General features: G+C 73.1%; 20 protein-coding genes. 14 read left to right on the forward strand and 6 right to left on the reverse strand.

Annotation, left to right across the window (positions count from 1 at the left end):
* Window positions 1-31: 31 nt before the first annotated feature.
* Together G407_RS0101715 and gloB are read right to left on the reverse strand one after the other, a co-directional pair.
* Entirely contained in the window at window positions 32-484 is a 453-nt protein-coding gene (locus G407_RS0101715) for a cupin domain-containing protein (RefSeq protein WP_029029420.1), read from the reverse strand.
* Window positions 485-511: 27 nt separating this feature from the next.
* Window positions 512-1,288, reverse strand: a complete 777-nt coding sequence (gene gloB / locus G407_RS0101720) for a hydroxyacylglutathione hydrolase (RefSeq protein WP_029029421.1) — start codon at window positions 1,286-1,288, stop codon at window positions 512-514.
* Between the two features lie 445 nt (window positions 1,289-1,733).
* On the opposite strand from gloB, the gene G407_RS31495 reads away from it, so the two are divergent.
* From G407_RS31495 to G407_RS0101790, 14 genes are all read left to right on the forward strand, one after another.
* On the forward strand, window positions 1,734-1,901 hold the full coding sequence (locus G407_RS31495) for a hypothetical protein (protein ID WP_156917436.1): 168 nt from the start codon (window positions 1,734-1,736) through the stop codon (window positions 1,899-1,901).
* A gap of 5 nt (window positions 1,902-1,906) precedes the next feature.
* Window positions 1,907-2,647: a zinc ABC transporter ATP-binding protein AztA gene (aztA, locus tag G407_RS0101730; RefSeq protein WP_156917437.1), complete on the forward strand. Its 741-nt coding sequence runs from the start codon at window positions 1,907-1,909 to the stop codon at window positions 2,645-2,647.
* A 7-nt stretch (window positions 2,648-2,654) separates the two neighbouring features.
* Entirely contained in the window at window positions 2,655-3,524 is an 870-nt protein-coding gene (locus tag G407_RS0101735) for a metal ABC transporter permease (protein WP_029029423.1), read from the forward strand.
* 195 nt (window positions 3,525-3,719) lie between these two features.
* Window positions 3,720-4,724, forward strand: a complete 1,005-nt coding sequence (locus G407_RS0101740; RefSeq protein WP_052340854.1) for a metal ABC transporter solute-binding protein, Zn/Mn family — start codon at window positions 3,720-3,722, stop codon at window positions 4,722-4,724.
* Window positions 4,725-4,805: 81 nt separating this feature from the next.
* Window positions 4,806-5,780 (forward strand): CobW family GTP-binding protein, encoded by a 975-nt coding sequence (locus G407_RS0101745; protein WP_029029425.1) that lies wholly within the window; start codon window positions 4,806-4,808, stop codon window positions 5,778-5,780.
* 80 nt (window positions 5,781-5,860) lie between these two features.
* Window positions 5,861-6,421 (forward strand): NifU family protein, encoded by a 561-nt coding sequence (locus tag G407_RS0101750; RefSeq protein WP_029029426.1) that lies wholly within the window; start codon window positions 5,861-5,863, stop codon window positions 6,419-6,421.
* Window positions 6,422-6,524: 103 nt separating this feature from the next.
* On the forward strand, window positions 6,525-7,133 hold the full coding sequence (locus G407_RS0101755; RefSeq protein WP_029029427.1) for a malonic semialdehyde reductase: 609 nt from the start codon (window positions 6,525-6,527) through the stop codon (window positions 7,131-7,133).
* A 48-nt stretch (window positions 7,134-7,181) separates the two neighbouring features.
* Window positions 7,182-7,862, forward strand: coding sequence for a tRNA (adenosine(37)-N6)-threonylcarbamoyltransferase complex dimerization subunit type 1 TsaB (tsaB, locus tag G407_RS0101760; RefSeq protein ID WP_029029428.1), 681 nt, complete (start codon window positions 7,182-7,184; stop codon window positions 7,860-7,862).
* Window positions 7,862-8,344 carry a GNAT family N-acetyltransferase gene (locus G407_RS0101765; RefSeq protein ID WP_052340822.1) on the forward strand — a complete coding sequence of 161 codons (483 nt, stop codon included), beginning with the start codon at window positions 7,862-7,864 and terminating at the stop codon, window positions 8,342-8,344. The genes tsaB and G407_RS0101765 overlap by 1 nt, the downstream gene beginning before the upstream one ends.
* A 10-nt stretch (window positions 8,345-8,354) precedes the next feature.
* Window positions 8,355-9,170: a lyso-ornithine lipid O-acyltransferase gene (gene olsA / locus G407_RS0101770; RefSeq protein WP_029029429.1), complete on the forward strand. Its 816-nt coding sequence runs from the start codon at window positions 8,355-8,357 to the stop codon at window positions 9,168-9,170.
* Between the two features lie 107 nt (window positions 9,171-9,277).
* A complete protein-coding gene (locus G407_RS0101775) occupies window positions 9,278-10,399 on the forward strand; it encodes a DUF2336 domain-containing protein (RefSeq protein WP_169728753.1) in 1,122 nt (373 codons plus the stop codon).
* 101 nt (window positions 10,400-10,500) lie between these two features.
* Window positions 10,501-11,646, forward strand: coding sequence for an aminotransferase (locus tag G407_RS0101780; RefSeq protein ID WP_029029431.1), 1,146 nt, complete (start codon window positions 10,501-10,503; stop codon window positions 11,644-11,646).
* A gap of 103 nt (window positions 11,647-11,749) precedes the next feature.
* Window positions 11,750-13,558: an ABC transporter ATP-binding protein gene (locus G407_RS0101785; RefSeq protein ID WP_052340823.1), complete on the forward strand. Its 1,809-nt coding sequence runs from the start codon at window positions 11,750-11,752 to the stop codon at window positions 13,556-13,558.
* Window positions 13,559-13,691: 133 nt separating this feature from the next.
* A complete protein-coding gene (locus G407_RS0101790) occupies window positions 13,692-14,009 on the forward strand; it encodes a DUF6916 family protein (protein ID WP_029029433.1) in 318 nt (105 codons plus the stop codon).
* A 19-nt stretch (window positions 14,010-14,028) separates the two neighbouring features.
* On the opposite strand, the gene G407_RS30105 is transcribed toward G407_RS0101790, so the two are convergent.
* The 4 genes from G407_RS30105 to G407_RS0101810 form a co-directional block, all read right to left on the reverse strand.
* The gene (locus G407_RS30105) at window positions 14,029-14,958 is read right to left on the reverse strand and encodes a DUF2865 domain-containing protein (protein ID WP_052340824.1); all 930 of its coding nucleotides are present in this window, start codon (window positions 14,956-14,958) and stop codon (window positions 14,029-14,031) included.
* Between the two features lie 154 nt (window positions 14,959-15,112).
* Window positions 15,113-16,474 (reverse strand): glycolate oxidase subunit GlcF, encoded by a 1,362-nt coding sequence (glcF, locus tag G407_RS0101800; protein WP_029029434.1) that lies wholly within the window; start codon window positions 16,472-16,474, stop codon window positions 15,113-15,115.
* 188 nt (window positions 16,475-16,662) lie between these two features.
* Window positions 16,663-17,841, reverse strand: a complete 1,179-nt coding sequence (glcE, locus tag G407_RS0101805) for a glycolate oxidase subunit GlcE (RefSeq protein ID WP_029029435.1) — start codon at window positions 17,839-17,841, stop codon at window positions 16,663-16,665.
* Complete coding sequence (locus G407_RS0101810; protein ID WP_029029436.1) at window positions 17,838-19,301, reverse strand: FAD-linked oxidase C-terminal domain-containing protein; 1,464 nt, start codon at window positions 19,299-19,301, stop codon at window positions 17,838-17,840. The genes glcE and G407_RS0101810 overlap by 4 nt, the downstream gene beginning before the upstream one ends.
* Window positions 19,302-19,378: the final 77 nt, after the last annotated feature.

Raw genomic sequence — 19,378 nt, forward strand, 5'->3', positions numbered from 1 at the left:
CTTCCTTACCGGGATCCCGGGATCCCGGTCCTCAGCCGCGCGGGGTCGGCCGCCAGCCGGGCGGCGCCATCTCGAAGCCGGCGAAGTCGAAGCCCGGCGCCACCGTGCAGCCCACCAGCGTCCAGGCCCCGAGCGACGTCGCCGTCTGCCACCAGCCGGCTGGCACGACGATCTGCGGGGCCTGCCCGCGCGCGATGTCCGGCCCGAGATGGCGGGCCTCGGCGTCGTGGCCGTTGGGCGAGAGCGTGATCACCAGCGGCGCACCGGCACAGTGGTGCCAGACCTCCGCCGCGTCGACCCGGTGCCACTCCGACGTGTCGCCGAGCCCGAGCAGGTAGTAGATCGCCGTCGAGACCGCCCGTCCGGACGCGTCGGTGCGCGGGTCGCGATAGGTCTCGCGGTAGTAGCCGCCCTCCGGGTGGGGGGCAAGGCCGAGCCGCGCCACCACCTCGTCCGCCGTGAGCCCGTCGATCGCATGCGCCATGGCGGCCGCCCCCCTCCCCGCGTTGCGTCAGAACCGGTTCTTCCACTCGCGCAACGCCCGGAACACCTCGTTCGCCGGGCGGCCCTCCAGGTTCACGGCGCGGGCGAGCGCCGGCTCGGTGGCCCGCACGAACGGGTTCGTCGCCTTCTCCGCGCCCACCGTGGTCGAGCCGAAGAGCACGCCGGCCTGCGCCTTCTCCTCCGCCTCGCGGGCGCGCGCCTGGAGCGCCGCGTTGTCCGGATCGGCGGCGAGCGCGAAGCGGGCGTTGGCGCGGGTGTAGTCGTGCCCGCAATGGGCGACCGTGTCGTCGGGGAGCGCGGCGATGCGCGTCAGCGCCCGCCAGAGGTCGTCGTAGCCCTCGCCGAAGACGCGCCCGCAGCCCATCGGGAACAGCACGTCGCCGGGGAAGAGCAGCCCTGCTCCGGCGAAATGGAAGGTGACGTGGTCCTCGCAATGGCCCGGCGTCTCCCAGACCTCGCCGACGAGATCGCCGACGCGCACCGTGTCGCCCTCCGCCACCGTCTGCGCCACGCCCTCGATCGCCGGTCCCTTCGCCGGCGCCACGACGCGCGCGCCGGTGGCGGCGACGAGTTCGGGGATGCCCTGCACGTGGTCGGCGTGCTTGTGGGTGACGAGAATGTCGGTGAGCGTCCAGCCCGCCTCGGCCAGCGCCTGCTTCACGGCGGCGGCATCCGGCACGTCGATCGCGGCGCAGGCGCCCGTCGCCGGATCGCGCACGAGGACGCCGATATTGTCCGACAGGCAGCGGAAGACGCGGGTTTCGGCGGAGGTTTGCGCAGCCATGGCCGGGCTCCTGGAATGCGGTGTCGATCGCGGGAGCGGTAGCACGGGAGCCGCCCGCCCGATACCCGCCGGAAGCCCCGGCGGGCTCGGCGACGTTCCCATTCGCGTCCGGGACGTCGCGCCGCGGCGCTGGCGCGCCGTTCAGGACGGACCTGTGGTTTCGGGTCCCGGACTGCCTTCGGCATCCGGGATGACAACCCCTGTCACCCCGGGTCGCGAAGCGGGCCCGGGGCCCAGAACCGCGCGGGGATGTTCAGCGTGCGCGGGAGCGCGCGCGTCCACGAGGCGCCGATGGGGGCGTCTCACGCCGCGGCGTATGCACGCCGCTCGACGAGCACCTGTGGTTCTGGGTCCCGGATCGCCTTCGGCGTCCGGGATGACGGGTGGCAGCACGCCGAATCGGCCCTCTTCCCATCGCCCGCAGAACGTTATAATAGAACACGCCATGACCCGACCGCACGACCATCACCACCATAACCACGCACCCCGCCCCCGCGCGGCGGCGCCGACGCTGTCGCTGCTGCGCCTGTCGGCCGGGCAGCGGCTCGCCGGCGTGGGCGTGGCGCTCGTCCTGCTGTGGGCGGCGATCCTCTCCGTGATCGGGTGGGCCTGACGCACATGGCCGCCACCGCGATCCGCTTCGAGAACGTGACGCTCGGCTACGGCCGGCATCCCGCCGTGCATCACCTCGCCGGCGAGATCGCGCCGGGGAGCCTGACCGCCATCGTCGGGCCCAACGGCGCCGGCAAGTCGACGCTGCTCAAGGGCGTCGTCGGCGCGCTCAAGCCGCTGCAGGGCCGCATCACCCTCTCCACCGGCGCGCGCACCCGCATCGCCTACCTGCCGCAGGCCTCCGAGCTCGATCGCGCCTTCCCGATCTCGATCTACGACCTCGTGGCCATGGGCCTGTGGGGCTCGCGCGGGCTGTTCGGCGGCATCGGCCGCGCCGATCGCCCGCGGATCGAGGCGGCGATCGCGGCGGTGGGGCTGTCGGGCTTCGAGAGCCGCGCCATCGGCACGCTCTCGGGCGGCCAGATGCAGCGCGCCCTGTTCGCGCGCCTCCTCCTGCAGGACGCGCCGCTGATCCTGCTCGACGAGCCCTTCACCGCCATCGACGCCAAGACCACGGCGGACCTGCTCGGCCTCGTGCGCCGCTGGCACGACGAGGATCGCACGGTCGTCACCGTGCTGCACGACATCGAGATGGTCCGCGGCACCTTCCCCCGCACCATGCTGATCGCCCGCGAGCTGGTCGCCCACGGCGAGACGGACGTGGTGCTGCGCCCCGAGAACCTGCTCGAGGCGCGGCGCATGGTCGAGGCGGCGAACGACCGCGCCCCGATCTGCGCACAGGCGTGATCGCACGATGATCTACGAGGCGCTCCTCGCCCCCTTCGTCGAGTTCGAGTTCATGCGCCGCGCCCTCGTCGGCGCGCTGGCGCTGGCGCTCGCCGCCGGCCCGATCGGCGTGTTCCTGATGCTGCGGCGGATGTCGCTCACGGGAGACGCCATGGCGCACGCGATCCTCCCCGGCGCGGCGATCGGCTTCCTCGTGTCCGGCCTGTGGCTGCCGGCGCTGACCCTCGGCGGCTTCGTCGCCGGTGTCGCGGTGGCGCTGGCGTCCGGGCTGGTGACGCGGCTCACCCGGCTGGGCGAGGACGCCTCGCTCGCGGCCTTCTACCTCGTCTCGCTCGCACTGGGCGTGACCATCGTCTCCATGCGCGGCTCCAACGTCGACCTGATGCACGTGCTCTTCGGCACGGTGCTGGCGCTCGACGACGGAGCGCTGCTGCTGATCGGCGCCATCGCCACGGTGACGCTCGGCGCGCTCGCGCTGATGTACCGGCCGCTGGTGCTCGAATGCGTCGACCCGGTCTTCCTCGGCTCGGTGAGCCGGGCGGGCGGGGTGGTGCACCTCGCCTTCCTGGTGCTGGTCGTCGCCAACCTGGTGGGCGGCTTCCAGGCGCTCGGCACGCTCCTCGCGGTGGGCCTGATGATGCTGCCCGCCGCGTCGGCGCGCTTCTGGGCGCGGGACGTCACCGGCATGATCGCGGTCGCGACCGCCGTCGGCATGGCCTCGGGCGCGGTCGGGCTGCTGCTCTCCTACCATTGGGAGCTGCCGGCGGGGCCGGCGATCATCCTGGTGGCGGGCGGCGCCTACCTCGTCTCGCTGCTGGTCGGCCCCGAGCGCGGCCTCCTGCGCCTCGCCTTCCCGGGCCGGCATCTGGAGGCGTGAGGCGCGCGACCGCCTCCTCCCTGCAGGGGAGGGCGGAGGCCGCAGGCCGGAGGGTGGGGAGGGCGGCGACGCCGCTCGCAGGGACATCGAACGGCCCCACCGTCCGCGCCCTGCGCGGACTCCTCCCCTTCGGGGAGGACGCGGCCGCGGCGGAGGGCATTCATGTGGTCGAGAAAGCTCGAAAAGGGGATCATCATGTCCACTAAGTGCAACGTTGTAACATTGCTTTCCACCGCCGCTGCGGCGCTGCTCCTCGCGGCGCCGGCGCTCGCGCAGGAGCGCCTGCCGGTCGTCGCGACCTTCTCGATCCTCGGCGATCTCGTCGGCGAGGTCGGCGGCGAGCGCGTGGCGCTGACGACCCTCGTCGGTCCGGACGGCGACGGCCACGTCTACTCGCCCTCGCCCGCCGATGCGCGGAGGGTGGCGGATGCGGGCCTCGTCTTCGTCAACGGCCTCGAGTTCGAGGGCTGGATCGACCGCCTGATCGCCTCCTCGGGCACGAACGCCACGGTCGTGGTGGCGAGCGAGGGCGCCGACCTGCTCGAGACCGGCGAGCCGCACGCGCACGGGGACGAGGATCACGGGCACGACCACGACAAGGATCATGATCACGACCACGCCCACGAGGACGAGCACGCGCACGAGCACGCCGATGCGGACCACGCCCACGGCTTCTACGATCCCCATGCCTGGCAGGACGTCGAGAACGTGATCGTGTACGTCGGCAACATCCGCGACGCGCTGATCGCCGCCGATCCCGAGGGCGCCGACACCTACGCCGCCAATGCCGCGGCCTATCTCGCCGCGCTCGCCGCCCTCGACGCCGAGATCGAGGCGGCGGTGGCGTCGATCCCGCAGGCACGCCGCACCGTCGTCACCAGCCACGACGCCTTCGGCTATTTCGAGCGCGCCTACGGCCTCACCTTCGTGGCGCCGCAGGGCGTCTCCACCGAATCCGAGGCCTCTGCCCGGGACGTGGCCATGCTGATCACCCAGATCCGCGAGACCGAGGCCGATGCGGTCTTCGTCGAGACCATCACCGACGAGCGCCTGATGCGCCGCATCGCCGACGAGACCGGCGCCGCGATCGGCGGCACGCTCTACTCCGACGCGCTCTCGGGCGCCGACGGCCCGGCGCCCACTTACATCGAGATGATGCGCCACAATATAAGGACCCTGAGCGAGGCGCTCGGCTCCTGAGCCGGGGCGCCGCCGCACGACTCATCCGAAGGAGCTCCGGCGCCCGGCGCCGGGGCAGATCGCGAGAGCGAGACGCAACGCATGTCCGATACGTCCGAAGGCAAGATCCCCGTCACCGTCCTCACCGGCTATCTCGGCGCCGGCAAGACCACGCTCTTGAACCGCATCCTCTCGGAGGAGCACGGCAAGCGCTACGCCGTCGTCGTCAACGAGTTCGGCGAGGTCGGCATCGACAACGACCTCGTCGTTGGCGCCGACGAGGAAGTCTTCGAGATGAACAACGGCTGCATCTGCTGCACCGTGCGCGGCGACCTGATCCGGATCATGGACGGGCTGATGAAGCGCAAGGGCCGCTTCGACGCGATCATCGTCGAGACGACGGGGCTGGCCGACCCGGCGCCCGTGGCGCAGACCTTCTTCGTCGACCAGGACGTCTCCGACAACGCCCGCCTCGACGCGGTCGTCACGGTCGCCGACGCCAAGTGGCTCTCCGAGCGGCTCGCCGATGCGCCGGAGGCCAAGAACCAGGTGGCCTTCGCCGACGTGATCCTGCTCAACAAGGTCGACCTCGTCTCGCCCGAGCAGCTCGCCGATGTCGAGAGCCGCATCCGCGCCATCAACCCCTACGCCAAGCTCCACCGCACCGAGCGCTGCGCCGTGCCGCTCGACGCCGTGCTCGGCCGCAACGCCTTCGACCTCGAGCGCATCCTCGAGATCGAGCCCGACTTCCTGGAGGAGGGCCACCACCATCACCACGACGAGGACATGCAGTCCGTCTCGGTGACGCTGGAGGGCGAGGTCGACCCGAACAAGTTCATGCCGTGGATCTCGAACTACACCCAGGTCGAGGGGCCGCGCATCCTGCGCTGCAAGGGCATCGTCGCCTTTCCGAACGAGCCCAAGCGCTTCGTCTTCCAGGGCGTGCACATGATCCTCGACGGAGACGTCCAGGGCGCGTGGAAGCCCGACGAGAAGCGGCGCTCGCGCGTCGTCTTCATCGGGCGCGGCCTGAAGGCGGACGAGATCCGCGAGGGCTTCCTCGCCTGCGCCGCTTGATCGGCGCGGGCGCGGTACCACATCTGAGCCAGGGCGCGGGCAGCCGCCCGGCCCTCCGCTTGCTGCACGACGAGACCGCCATGTTCATCCAGACCGAAGCCACGCCGAACCCCGCGACGCTCAAGTTCCTGCCCGGCCGGGTGGTGATGGAGCGCGGCACGTTCGACGCGCGCGCCGCCGAGGGCGCCGAGGGCTCGCCGCTGGCGCAGCGCCTGTTCGCCATCCCCGGCGTCGCCGGCGTGTTCTTCGGCTACGACTTCGTGACGATCACCAAGGGCGAGGGCGAGTGGCAGCACCTCAAGCCCGCGATCCTCGGCGCGATCATGGAGCACTTCATGTCGGGCCAGCCGGTCGTGGCCGATGCCGGCCCGGCCGAGGCGGCCGAGGGCGCGGAGTTCTTCGAGGAGAGCGACGCCGACACGGTTGCCACGATCAAGGACCTGATCGAGACGCGGGTGCGCCCGGCGGTGGCCGGCGACGGCGGCGACATCACCTTCCGCGGCTATCGCGACGGCATCGTCTACCTCGCCATGAAGGGCGCCTGCGCCGGCTGCCCCTCCTCCACCGCGACGCTCAAGCACGGCATCCAGAACCTCCTGCGCCACTTCGTGCCGGAGGTGCAGGAAGTCCAGCAGATTTGAGATTGCGGTCGGCAGGCGCCAGCGAACTATCGTTGCGTACCTCGAAATGCGCATCTGCCAACCTATGTCCGCCTCGTGGAGCCAACGAGGATCGCGACAGCCGATGACCGAGCCGAGCCGCAGCAAGCCCCTCTCCGACGCCGCCCTCGACCAGCTCTTCCGCGAGGCGCGCACGCACAACGCCTGGCGCGACGAGCCCGTCTCCGAGACGACGCTGCGGGCGCTCGCCGACCTGATGAAGATGGGGCCGACGAGCGCCAATTGCTGCCCCGCGCGCATCGTCTTCGTCGTCTCCCCCGAGGCCAAGGCCCGGCTCGAGCCGCATCTCTCGGCGGGCAACCGCGCCAAGACCATGGCCGCGCCGGTGACGGCGATCGTCGGCTACGACATGCGCTTCTACGAGAAGCTCGATCGCCTGTTCCCGCACGAGCCCGAGGCGCCCTCCTGGTTCAATTCGTCCGAGGCGAAGATCCGCGCCAACGCCACCCGCAACGGGGCGCTGCAGGTGGCCTACCTGATCCTCGCCGCCCGCTCGCTCGGCCTCGATTGCGGCCCGATGACGGGCTTCGACGCGCCGGGCGTGACGCGGGCCTTCTTCCCCGGCGGCGCCGTCGAGGCGGACGTGCTCGTCAACCTCGGGCACGGCGATCCCGCAGGGGTGAAGCCGCGGCTCCCGCGTTTTTCGTTCGAGGAATTCTGCGCGATCGCGTAAAGCTCTCGGCACGATCGACCGAGAACGGACGTCCCGACGAGGCCCCCCTTGCGTATCCTCGCCATCGACACGGCGCTCGAGGCCTGCTCCGCCTGCGTCCTCGACGCGGGCGCGAGCGCGCCGCTCGCGCGCGAGCAGATCCCCATGCAGCGCGGCCACGCCGAGGCGCTGCTGCCCCTCGTCGCGCGGGTCATGGCGGGCGTGCCCGGCGGCTTCCCGAGCCTCGACCGGGTCGCGGTGACCGTCGGGCCGGGCAGCTTCACCGGCCTGCGCGTCGGCATCGCGGCGGCGCGCGCCATCGGGCTCGCGGCGAAGGCGCCGGTCGTCGGCGTCTCGACGCTGTCGGCGCTGCTCGCGCCGCTCGTCGCCTCCGCCGACCGCCGGCTGCTGGCGGCGGCGATCGACGCACGCCACGGCGCCGTCTACTTCCAGGCCGTGGCGCCGGGCGGGCGCACCGTCGTAGCGCCGGCGCACATGCCGGTGCGCGATGCGGTGCGCTATCTCGGCTCGGGCGCCGTGATCAGCGGCTCGGGGGGCCCGATCGTCGCTGCGGAGGCGATGCAGAGCGGCATCGACGTCACCCTCGCCGACGCCGAGCCCGCACCCGAGATCGCCTGGGTCGCGCGGCTCGGGCTCGCCGCCGATCCCGGCGGCGCGCTGCCGAAGCCCCTCTACCTGCGCGCGCCCGACGCCCGCCCGCAGGACGGCGCACGCATCGCGAGGCGCTGATGCCGCCCTGGCGTACCGCATCGAAGCCGCTCCCCGTCGTCGCGCCGCTCCTGCCGGCGCACGCCCCCGCCTGCGCCGCGATCCATGCGGCGAGCTTCGCGCACGGCTGGAGCCCCACCGACATCGAGGGCCTGATCAGCGATCGCGGGGTCGTCGCCGACGGCCTCTATCTCGGCGATCCCGCGCGGCCGAAGGGCTTCGTGCTCTCCCGAAGCGTGGTCGACGAGGCCGAGATCCTCACGATCGCCCTCGACCCCGCCGTGCGCGGGCGCGGCCTTTCGCGCGGCCTGCTCGAGCGCCACCTCGAGGCGCTCCGGCGCATGGGCGTGGCGCGGCTCCACCTCGAGGTGGACGAGGCGAACGCCCCGGCGCGCGCGCTCTACGCCCGCCTCGGCTTCGCGCGCGTCGGACGCCGAGAGGGCTACTACCAGCGTCCCGACGGCACCCGCGCCGCGGCGCTGACTCTCGCGCTCGACCTCTGAGGCGGGCGTGATGGCGGGTCTCCTCAAGGCGCTGCGCCTCCTCGTGCTCGTGCTCGCGCTCGTCGTCCTGATCGGCCCGCAGGCCATCGGCGTGCGCGCGCACTGGGCGATCGCCCGGCGCATCCCCGTCCTGTTCCACCGCATCGCGCTGTGGGCGCTCGGCGTGCGCGTCGGCGAGATCGGCCATCCGCCGAAGGAGACGCCGACCCTCGTCCTCGCCAACCACGTCTCCTGGCTCGACATCGTGGTGCTGGGCAGCCTCAGGCCGCTCTCTTTCGTGGCGAAGTCCGAGATCGCCGGCTGGCCGCTGTTCGGCACGCTGGCGCGGCTGCAGCGCTCGATCTTCATCGAGCGCGAGCGCAAGGCGGCGACAGCCGAGGTCAACGCCACGATCGCGCGGCGCCTCGCCCGCGGCGAGCTGATCGTGCTCTTCGCCGAGGGCACGACCGGCGACGGGGGCCGCATCCTGCCCTTTCGCACCTCGCTCGTGGGTGCGGCGCGGCTGGCGCTCGCCGACCACCGGCTCGACGCGATCGCCCTCCAGCCCCTCTCCCTCGTCTACGTCCGCCGCGACGGCCTGCCGCTCGACCGCCGCGAGCGGCCGGAGATCGCCTGGTACGGCGACATGGACCTCGTGCCCCACCTGAAGGGCGTCGTCGCCGGCGGGCCGATCGACGTCGAGATCCGCTGGGGCGCGCCGATTCCCTTCGACGCTCAGACCGACCGCAAGCGCGCCGCCGCCCGCGCCGAGGACGAGGTCAGGCGGGGGCTCAACGCCGGTCTGGGCCGCTGCGGCGAGCCGCCCGCGCCGCATCCCACGCGCTGAGCGGCCGCTCGCGCACCGACCCGGACAATTCGAGCGATCGATTCAACGCTCCCGTGAAGCGGCCCGCCTAGTGTCTCCGCAGGGAGGCACGAGGAGCCATGAACGCGATGCCCGCACTGATTCGGGAGGTCGACGACGCGATCGCGCGCGGGTCGCGCGAACGACGCACCGACCACCTGCGCCAGGTCACCGACCTGTTCCTGCGCGACGCGCCCGCCCTGTCGGACGAGCAGGTCGACCTGTTCGACGTCGTCATCGCCCGGCTCGCGGCGGTGATCGAGGCGCGCGCCCGTGTCGAGCTCGCCGAGCGGCTGGCGGATGCGCCGAACGCACCGCGCGGCGTGATTCGCTCGCTCGCCCACGACGACATCGAGATCGCCCGCCCCGTGCTGGCGCGCTCGGAACGGCTCTCGGACGAGGACCTCGTGGCGGTCGCGATCGCCAAGGGGCGCGAGCACATGCTCGCCATCACCGCCCGGCTGAACCTGTCGGAGCCGGTCACCGACGTGCTCGTCAAGCGCGGCGACAGGCGGGTCGTGCACGCGGTCGCCGCCAATCCCGGGGCGCGCTTCTCGGAAGGGTCGCTGTCGGACCTCGTCGATCGCGCCCGCATCGACACGCCGCTCCAGGAGCTGCTCGGCGAGCGCATCGACCTGCCCGAGGAGCACGTCCGCCAGCTCGTCGCCATCGCCCAGGAGACCGCCCGCCGGCGCCTCGCCGAGGACGCCCCGCGCGGCACGGCGATCGTGGAAGCGGTCGAGATCGGCGCGAGCGCCGTGCGTGCGGCGGTCGTGCCCGGCGGGCGCGACCTCGGCACGGCCTACGCCGTGGTCTCGCGCATCGCCGCGACGCGGCCGATCACCGAGGGCGACGTCGCCGCCTACGCCCGCGACGGCAAGGGCGACGAGGCGATCTGCGCCATCGCCTTCGCCGCCGAGCTCTCGCTCGCCACCGCCGAGCGGCTGTTCAAGGCCGGCGATTCGGAGCTCCTCGTCGTCGTCGCCCGCGCCCAGGGCTGGGCCTTCGCCACGCTCGAGCCGCTCCTCGTCCTGCGCGATCCGGAAGGCGGGCTCGCGCCGCACCTGCGCAAGCGTGCGCGCGACGCCTTCGAGCAGCTGCGTCCGCAGACCGCCCAGCGCGTCGTCCAGTTCCTCAAGGCCCGCGAGGCCTCGCAGAAGCGCTCGGCCGAGGCGGCGGCGCAGCGCCGACTGGAGGCGCGCCGGCGCTGAGGCGTCGGGCCCGGCGCCGGAACCGGGCGCGCCCGCGCTTCCGGCGGGGCGGGGCGCCGTGCTAAGGGGGCGGGCCCGCCCCCCTCCGGAGCCGCCCCGCGATGAAGCCGCTCAACGCCGTCTATGCCGGCCTGCCGACCACGATCTTCGAGGAGATGTCCCGGCGCGCCCGCGAGACGGGGGCGGTGAACCTCGGCCAGGGCTTCCCGGACGATCCCGGTCCCGCGGACGTGCGCGAGGCGGCGGCCAAGGCCGTCGTCGAGGGCTGGAACCAGTACCCGCCCATGCTCGGCCTGCCGGAGCTGCGCACGGCGATCGCCACCCACTACGCGCGCTGGCAGGGGCTCGACCTCGACCCCGAGCGCGAGGTGATGGTGACGTCGGGCGCCACCGAGGCGATCGCCGGCGCGCTGATGGCGCTCGTCGAGCCCGGGGACGAGGTCGTCCTGTTCGCGCCGATGTACGACGCCTACCTGCCGCTCGTGCGCCGCGCCGGCGGTGTGCCGCGCGTCGTGACGCTCCAGCCGCCGCGCTTCGGCCTCGACGAGGCGGCCTTGCGCGCGGCGATCTCGCCGCGCACCAAGGCCGTCCTGTTCTGCAACCCGCTGAACCCGACGGCGACGATCTTCTCGGACGCGGATCGCGCGCTCCTCGCCCGCGTCTGCGTCGAGAACGACGTCGTCGCGATCTGCGACGAGGTCTGGGAGCACGTCGTCTTCGACGGCGCGCGCCACCGGCCGCTGATCGCCGAGCCGGGCATGCGCGAGCGCACGGTGAAGATCGGCTCGGCCGGCAAGATCTTCAATCTCACCGGCTGGAAGGTCGGCTTCGTCTGCGCGGCGCCGGCGCTGCTCGGGGCGCTCGCCAAGGCGCACCAGTTCCTCACCTTCACGACGCCGCCCGCCCTCCAGTCCGCCGTCGCCTACGGGCTCGGCAAGGACGATGCCTGGTTCGAGGGCATGCGCGCCGACCTCCAGCGCTCCCGCGACCGCTTCTGCGCGGGGCTCGCCGAGCTCGGCTTCCGGGTGATCCCCGCAGCCGGCACGTACTTCGTCAATGTCGACCTCGCCGGGCGCGACGACGACGACGTCGGCTTCTGCCGCCGGCTCGTGAGCGATCACGGCGTGGCCGCCATCCCGGTCTCGGCGTTCTACCCGGGCGGCGAGGTGACGAACGTGGTGCGCTTCTGCTTCGCCAAGCGGGACGCCACGCTGGATGCGGCGCTCGAGCGCATGCGCGGGGTCTGACCGACGGGGCGATCCGCCTCCTCGCGCCCCGCCGCGCCGGCCCGCGCCTGCCATCCGCGCGCGAACCGTGCTAGACGCGCCTCCCGGAGGCGCGCGCACGATCATGGCCGATACGCAGACCAAGCCCGAGACGAAGACGAAGAGGCCGCCGCCCCTGTCCGGCGACACCTGGCCGGTCATGCGGCGGCTGTGGCGCGAGCGGATGCGGACGCATCGGCGCACGCTCGCCCTCGTGCTCGGGCTCATCGCGATCGGCGCCGGGGCGACGGCGCTCTACCCGCTCCTGATCCGCGAGGCCTTCGACGCCTTCGACCGGCGCGACCTCGACCTGATCTATTGGGCGCCCGTCGTCGTGATCGTCGTCACCTCGATCAAGGGCTTCGCGCTGTTCGGCCAGACGGCGCTGACCCAGCGCACGGTGGCACGCATCGAGGCCGACATGCAGGCGGCCTTGTACGCGCGGCTCCTCTCCCTCGACCTCGCCCAGCTCGGCACCGAGAGCCCGGCTTCGCTGACCCAGCGCTTCACCACGGATTTCACCTACATCCGCGAGGCGATGGTGCGGATCTTCACCGTGTTTTTCCGCGACGTCGCGACGATCCTCGCTCTCGTCGTGGCGATGCTCGTCATCGACCCGTGGATGACGCTCATCGCCGCCCTCGTCGCCCCCTTCGTCGCCCCGCCGATCGCGCGCATCGGCAAGCGGCTGCGGCGAGTCTCGACGGCGACGCAGGAGGAGATCGGCGACATGGCCGGGCTCGTCACCGAGAGCCTGGCGGGCGTGCGCGTCGCCAAGACCTACCGGATGGAGCGCTGGCTCGAGGGCCGGGCGCGCGGCGCCTTCGACCGGGTGCGCGACCTCAAGATCAAGGCCGCGACGCAGCGCGCGCGCCTCGACCCCCTGCTCGAGATCGCCGGCGGCGCGGCGGTGGCCGCCGTGCTGCTGCTCATCGGCGTGCGCATCGGGCGCGGCGAGACGACGATCGGCGACTTCACCGGCTTCGTCACGGCGCTGCTGATGGCGGCCCAGCCGATCCGGGCGCTGGGCAACCTCAACGCCATCGTGCAGGAGGCGATCGCCGCGCTGCACCGGCACTGGGCGCTCCTCGACGAGACGCCCCGCATCGCGGACGCGCCCGGGGCCGTGCCGCTCGTCGTCGGCGCCGGCGCGGTGCGGTTCGAGCGCGTGCGCTTCCGCTACCGCCCGGACGCACCGGCGCTCGAGGAGATCGACCTCACCGTGCGCGGTGGCGGCGTCACCGCGCTCGTCGGACGCTCGGGGTCCGGCAAGTCGACGCTGGTGGCCCTCGTGCCGCGGCTCTACGACCCGACCGAGGGTGCCGTCCTCGTCGACGGGCAGGACGTGCGCGGCGTCACGCTCGCGAGCCTGCGCGACGCGATCTCGGTCGTCTCGCAGGACGCGGTGCTCTTCGACGACACGATCCGCGCCAACATCGCCTTCGGCCGGCCGGGCGCCGGCGAGGCGGAGATCGTGGCCGCGGCGGAGGCGGCGGCCGCGCACGACTTCATCCGCGCGCTGCCCGACGGCTGGGAGACCCGCGTCGGCCCCGCGGGCGGGCGCCTCTCCGGCGGCGAGCGCCAGCGCGTCGCCCTCGCGCGCGCCTTCCTGAAGGACGCGCCGATCCTGCTCCTCGACGAGCCGACCTCCGCGCTCGACTCGCAGTCCGAGCGGCTCGTGCAGGACGCGCTCGCGCGGCTGATGGCGGGGCGCACGACGCTCGTGGTGGCCCACCGCCTCTCCACGGTCCGCGAGGCCGACGAGATCGTCGTGATGGAGGCCGGGCGCATCGTCGAGCGCGGCACCCACGCCGAGCTGGTGGCGCACGGGGGGGCCTACGCGCGGCTGGAACGCCTGCAGCGCGCGGACGCGCCGCAGGCGGTCGAAAGCTGAGGACAACCCGCGCGCGGCAGCCGCCGATGGGCCGAAACCGGCGGCGGAACGGCTGACCGGAGGTTTCGCCGACGGGCGACTCGGGCTATCCCTGCTTTGCGCGGGGAGGGGCTCGGCGCAACGGGAGGCGGGCATGCTCGATCAGCTGACCTACGAGGACTTCAAGGACGAGATCGGCAAGACGTTCGTGCTCGAGGGCACCGGCGGACGTGTGGAGATGGAGCTGATCGGCGCGCGCCTGTCGCCCTACCCGAGCCTGCCGGCGCGAAGGCGCGCCTTCGCCATCCTGTTCGTGACGTCGCCGACGCCGATCCTCGACAACCAGATGTACAACATCCGCCACCCGAAGAAGGGGCTGATGGAGGGCGTGTTCATCACGCCCGTGGTGCCCGCGATGGAGGACATCGAGAAGCTCAACGGCAAGCGCGTCTACGAGGCCGTGTTCAACTGAACGCACGCGGCGCGGCCGCTCACTCCGCCTCGTCGGGCGACGGTCCCGCGGCGACGCGCATCGGCTCGTGCGGCCGCGGCGGCGGCAGGGGCGGCGACGACGGCGCCGGACGAGGCACAGCCTCGGCCGAGGGGCCCGGGACCCGCGCGACGGGCGCCGCGGCCGGGCGCGACCGCAGCCAGGCGGCGCGGCGCTCCTCGCGGGCGGTGAGGCCGAGCCGGTCGTCGATCTTGCGCCGCAGCGCCGGGCCGGCCGCGCGGCCGTCTCGGAAGTCGACGAGGCCGCTGCCGTCGAAGACGAGCGCCCCCTCGGCGGTGACGACGACGTCGCCCCGCCGCAGCGTGGCGTCGCCCTGCGCCCAGCGCCCGGCGGGCTCGGAGACCGTGGCGCAGTCGCAGCCGGGCACGCGCTCGCGGCGATGCAGGAAGGCGGTGGCGAGCGCGGTGTAGGGCGTGCCGCCGTCGAGCGCACGGGCGCTCGCGAAGCCGCCGGCGCGGGAGCCGACGAAGAGTGCCGTCGGCGTGCCCGGGCAGGCGGCGGCGCAGGCGCGCCGGTGCAGGTCCGCATCGCCGCGCCCGCGCAGCGTCCCGAGCGGGAAGGCGTAGCCGTCGCAGGTGCGCACGCAGAACGTGGTCCCGACGCCGGGCGCGGCGGGCCCGGCGAGACCGCCCGAGGGACCGGCCGGCGGTGCTGCGGGGCCCGACGGGGCTGCCGGCGCCGTGCGCCGGGGCTCCGGCTCGGGCCGCAAGGCTCCGCCGCGGCCGAACAGGAACTCGATGAAGCCGCCCCCGAGCTCGGCGGTGACGATCGGCGCGGGCTCGGCATCCGGCGCGGCGGCCGCGGGCGCCGTCGCCGCGATCGCCGGCAGGACGAGCGCCGGCAGGACGAGCGCGGTCGCGAGCCGCGCGAGGCGCCCCCTCCACCCGCGCCGTCCGCATCCCGCCCGCATCGCGTCCCTCCCCTCGCTCGATGGCGAGGGGACGATGCGGGCAGCGAGATTGCCGCGCGGTGAGTCTCGCGGGCGCCGCGGCGGGTTCGCCCGGGCTTCGTCGAATCAGGCTGAATCGGCGCTTAAGGGACGCGGTTAACGCCCCGTTCCCGCGCTACTCCGCGGCCTCCCGCGCCGCATCGGCGAGCGGCCGGTCCGCCCAGCCGGCCTCCTCCAGCGCCCGCGGCAGCGGCCCGCCGCCGACCCAGTCGAGCAGCTCGGCGGTGTGGACGATGGGGATGTCCGTGCCCTTGCCGATCTGGGTCATGCAGCCGATGTTGCCGGTGGCGATCAGGTCGGGCTTCGTCTTCTCGATGTTGGCCACCTTGCGGGCGCGCAGCTGGCCGGCGATCTCGGGCTGGAGCAGGTTGTAGGTGCCGGCCGAGCCGCAGCAGATATGGCCCTCCGGCACGTCCTTCACGGTGAAGCCCGCCTTCTTCAGGAGGGTCTTCGGCTGGATGCGGATCTGCTGGCCGTGCTGCATCGAGCAGGCGGAATGGTAGGCCACGACGAGGCCGGACACGTCCCGCGCCGGCGCGACGACCTTCAGCGCGGTGACGTATTCCGTCACGTCCTTGGCCAGCTCCGAGACGCGCTTCGCCTTCTCGGCATAGGCGGCGTCGTCGCGCAGCATGAAGCCGTAATCCTTGATCGTGGTGCCGCAGCCCGACGCCGTGATCACGATCGCATCGAGCCCCTCGCCCTCGATCTCGCGGGTCCAGACGTCGATGGCGCGCTTCGCGAACCCGTGGCCCTCGTGCTCGCGGCCCATGTGGTGGACGAGCGCGCCGCAGCAGCCCTCGCCCTTCGCCTGCACCACCTCGATGCCGTTCCTCGTGAGCAGCCGGATCGTCGCCTCGTTGATGCCGGGGTCGAGCACGCGCTGGGCGCAGCCCTGCAGCAACGCCACGCGTCCGCGCCGCTCGCCCTGCGCCGGGAAGACCTGCGGCCCGTCGATCGCCGAGCGCGTCGGGAGGCGCTCGGGCGCCAGCTCCAGCATGCCGGCGAGCCGCGGCCCGAGCTTCGGCACGGCCCGTGCCACGGACCTGAACGGCGCGCCGAGCTTCGCGCCGACGAGCGCCAGCCGGAAGCGGTTCGGGTAGGGCAGGATCGCGGCCAGCACCGAGCGCAGCAGGCGATCGTGCCACGGCCGCCGGTAGGTCTGCTCGATGTATGCCCGCGCATGGTCGACGAGGTGCATGTAGTGCACGCCCGACGGGCAGGTCGTCATGCAGGAGAGGCAGGACAGGCAGCGGTCGATGTGCTTCACCACCTCCGCATTGGCCGGCTTGCCGTTCTCCAGCATGTCCTTCATCAGGTAGATGCGCCCGCGCGGGCTGTCGAGCTCGTCGCCGAGCAGGAGATAGGTCGGGCAGGTCGCGGTGCAGAACCCGCAATGCACGCAGGTGCGCAGGATCTTCTCGGACTCGCGCGTCGCGGGATCGCGGAGCTGCTCTTCGGTGAAGTTGGTCTGCATACGCCTGCCCTCGAGCCGCTCTCTATCCCTCCCTGTAGGGGAGGGGAATGCCGCCGAAGGCGGCCAGGGGTGGGGTGCGTCGGCCCACGACGCCGCCTTCGTTTCCGCTTCGCGGAACACGCCTTCCGGCGTGCCCCATCCGTCTCGTCGCCTTCGGCGCCGACCACCTTCCCCTACAGGGAAGGAGATCAGACCCCCGCGTACATCCGCCCCGGCTCGAAGATGCCCTTCGGGTCGAAGCTGGCCTTCAGCCCCTTGGTCAGGCGCATCATCGCCTCGGGCAGCGGCTCGAACACGTCGACGGCGGCGCGCAGGTCCGCCGGCGCCCGCACCAGCGTGGCGTGGCCGCGGTGGGCGCGCGTCGCCTCGCGCACGATGCGCGTCGCCGCCTCGTCGGCCGCGGCGGCGAGCCAGACGAGCCCGCCGCCCCAGTCGTAGAGCCAGCGTGCCTCGGTCTGCGCCCCGATCGCGGCGGCCAGCGCCGGGCCGCGCGAGGGCGCCGTCGAGATCTTCCACACCGCGCGCTCGGGCGGCGTGACCAGCGGCGCCACGTCCCGCACGCCGCGCCACAGCGCCTCGCCGTCGGCGTCCTCGACCAGCCCCGGCTCGCCGTACTCCGCGAGCAGGCTCTTCAATTCGCCGAGCCGGTATCGCACGGACGCCTCGAAGCCCTCGATGCGGATCAGCGTCCCCGCCCCGCCGCCGTCGCCGGGCACGTGCGCGGCGCCCGTCACCTCGAAGGGCGAGCCGAGCGCGGCGCAGAGAGCCGTCACCGCGCGCGTGTCGTCGAGGCCGGAATAGACCAGCGTCGCCGTCCGCTGCGGGATCGGCAGGACCTTGAACGTCACCTCGGTGAGGATCGCGAGCGTGCCCCAGGAGCCCGCGAGCGTCTTCACCAGGTCGAGCCCGGTGACGTTCTTCATCACCCGCCCGCCGTTCTTCACCGCCTCGCCGCGGCCGTTGACGAAGCGCACGCCGATCAGCGCGTCCCGCGCCGCGCCGACCATGATGCGCCGCGGGCCCGACACGTTGGCCGCCGCCACCGCGCCGATCGTCGGCTCGCCCTCGGTTCCGAGCAGGGCGCGCCAATCGGCGGGCTCGAAGGCGAGGCGCTGGCCCTTCTCGGCGAGCGTCGCCTCGACCTCGGCGAGCGGCGTGCCGGCGCGCGCGCCGATGACGAGCTCGGCCGGCTCGTAGAGCGTCACGCCGGAGAGGCCGCGGGTGGAGAGGGTCTCCTGCGTCTGCGCCGGGCGGCCGACGCCGTGCTTCGTCGCGCCGCCGGCGACGGCGAGCGGCACCGCGCGGCCGGCGGCGTCGCAGACGAGGGCGCGGACCTCGTCCTCGCTCGCGGGGGAATGGATGGTCACGCCGCCTCCCGCCCGTTCGTGGGGGTCTCGTCGAGCTCGCGGCCCTCGAGGGGGAAGACCTTGGCGGGGTTGAGCAGCCAGAGCGGGTCGAATACGCCGCGCACCCGCAGCTGCTGGGCGAGATCCTCGCGGTTGTACTGCGTCGTCATCAGGTCACGCTTCTCGATGCCGACCCCGTGCTCGCCGGTGAGGCAGCCGCCGAGCTCGACGCACAGGCGCAGGATGTCCTCGCCGGCGGCCTCCGCCTTCTCCATCTCCCCCGGCTTGTTGGTGTCGAACATCACCAGCGGATGCAGGTTGCCGTCGCCGGCGTGGAAGACGTTGGCCACCCCGAGCCCGTAGCCCTTGACGATCTCGTCGATGCGGCGGAGCGCCACCGGCAGCTGCCCGGTGGGAATGGTGCCGTCCATGCAGATGTAGTCGGCGACGCGGCCCGTGGCGCCGAAGGCGGACTTGCGGCCCTTCCAGATCGCCGCGGCCTCGGCCTCGGTCTGCGCCACCTTGAGCGCCCGCGGGTTGAACGGCTCGGCGATCGCGACGATGCGCGCGAAGGCGTCCTCGATCTCCTCCTCGGAGCCCTCGACCTCGATGATCAGCATGGCCTCGACATCGAGCGGGTAGCCCGCGTGCGCGAAGGCCTCGCAGATCTCGATCGCGGGCTTGTCCATGTACTCGAGCGCGACGGGAATGATGCCCGCGCCGATGATCGCCGCGACGCAGGCGCCGCATTCCTCCACCGATTCGAAGCCCATCAGGGCCGGGCGCGCGCCCTCCGCGGCGCGCAGGATCCGCACGGTGGCCTCCGTCACGATGCCGAGCTGGCCCTCCGATCCCGTCATCAGGCCGAGGAAATCGTAGCCCGGCGCGTCGAGCATGTCGCCGCCGATCTCCACCACCGTCCCGTCGACGAGCACCACCGTGAGGCCGAGCAGGTTGTTGGTGGTGACGCCGTACTTCAGGCAATGCGCCCCGCCCGAGTTCATGGCGACGTTGCCGGCGATGGTGCAGGCGAGCTGGCTCGAGGGGTCGGGGGCGTAGAAGAAGCCCTCGTGGGCGACCGCCTGCGAGATGGCGAGGTTGGTGATGCCGGCCTGCACCCGCATCGTGCGGTTCGCGAAATCCGTCTCGAGCACGCGCGCGAGCTTCGAGACGCCGATCACGATCGCGTCCTCCTGCGGGATCGCTCCGCCGGCGAGCGAGGTGCCGGCGCCGCGGGCGACCACCTTCACCCCGTTCTCGCTGCAGAAGCGCATCACGGCGGCCACCTCCTCGGTGGAGGAGGGCAGCACGACGGCGAGCGGCAGGCGGCGGTAGGCGGTGAGCGCGTCGGTCTCGAAGGCGCGGCGCTCGTCCTCGGTGACGATCAGCGCGTCCGGCGCGACGAGGGGAGCGAGCCCGGCGAGGATCGCGTCGCGCCGCGCCAGGATGCCGGCATCGGGGGTCGGGAAGGCGATCGACATCGGCGTCCTCCTCGTCGTGCGGTTCGTTCGTCCCGTCTCGTTCGGACGGGTTCCGGGGTCGCGGGGACCAAGCGCAA

This window comes from Salinarimonas rosea DSM 21201, assembly GCF_000429045.1.
In the GTDB taxonomy this organism is placed as follows: domain Bacteria; phylum Pseudomonadota; class Alphaproteobacteria; order Rhizobiales; family Beijerinckiaceae; genus Salinarimonas; species Salinarimonas rosea.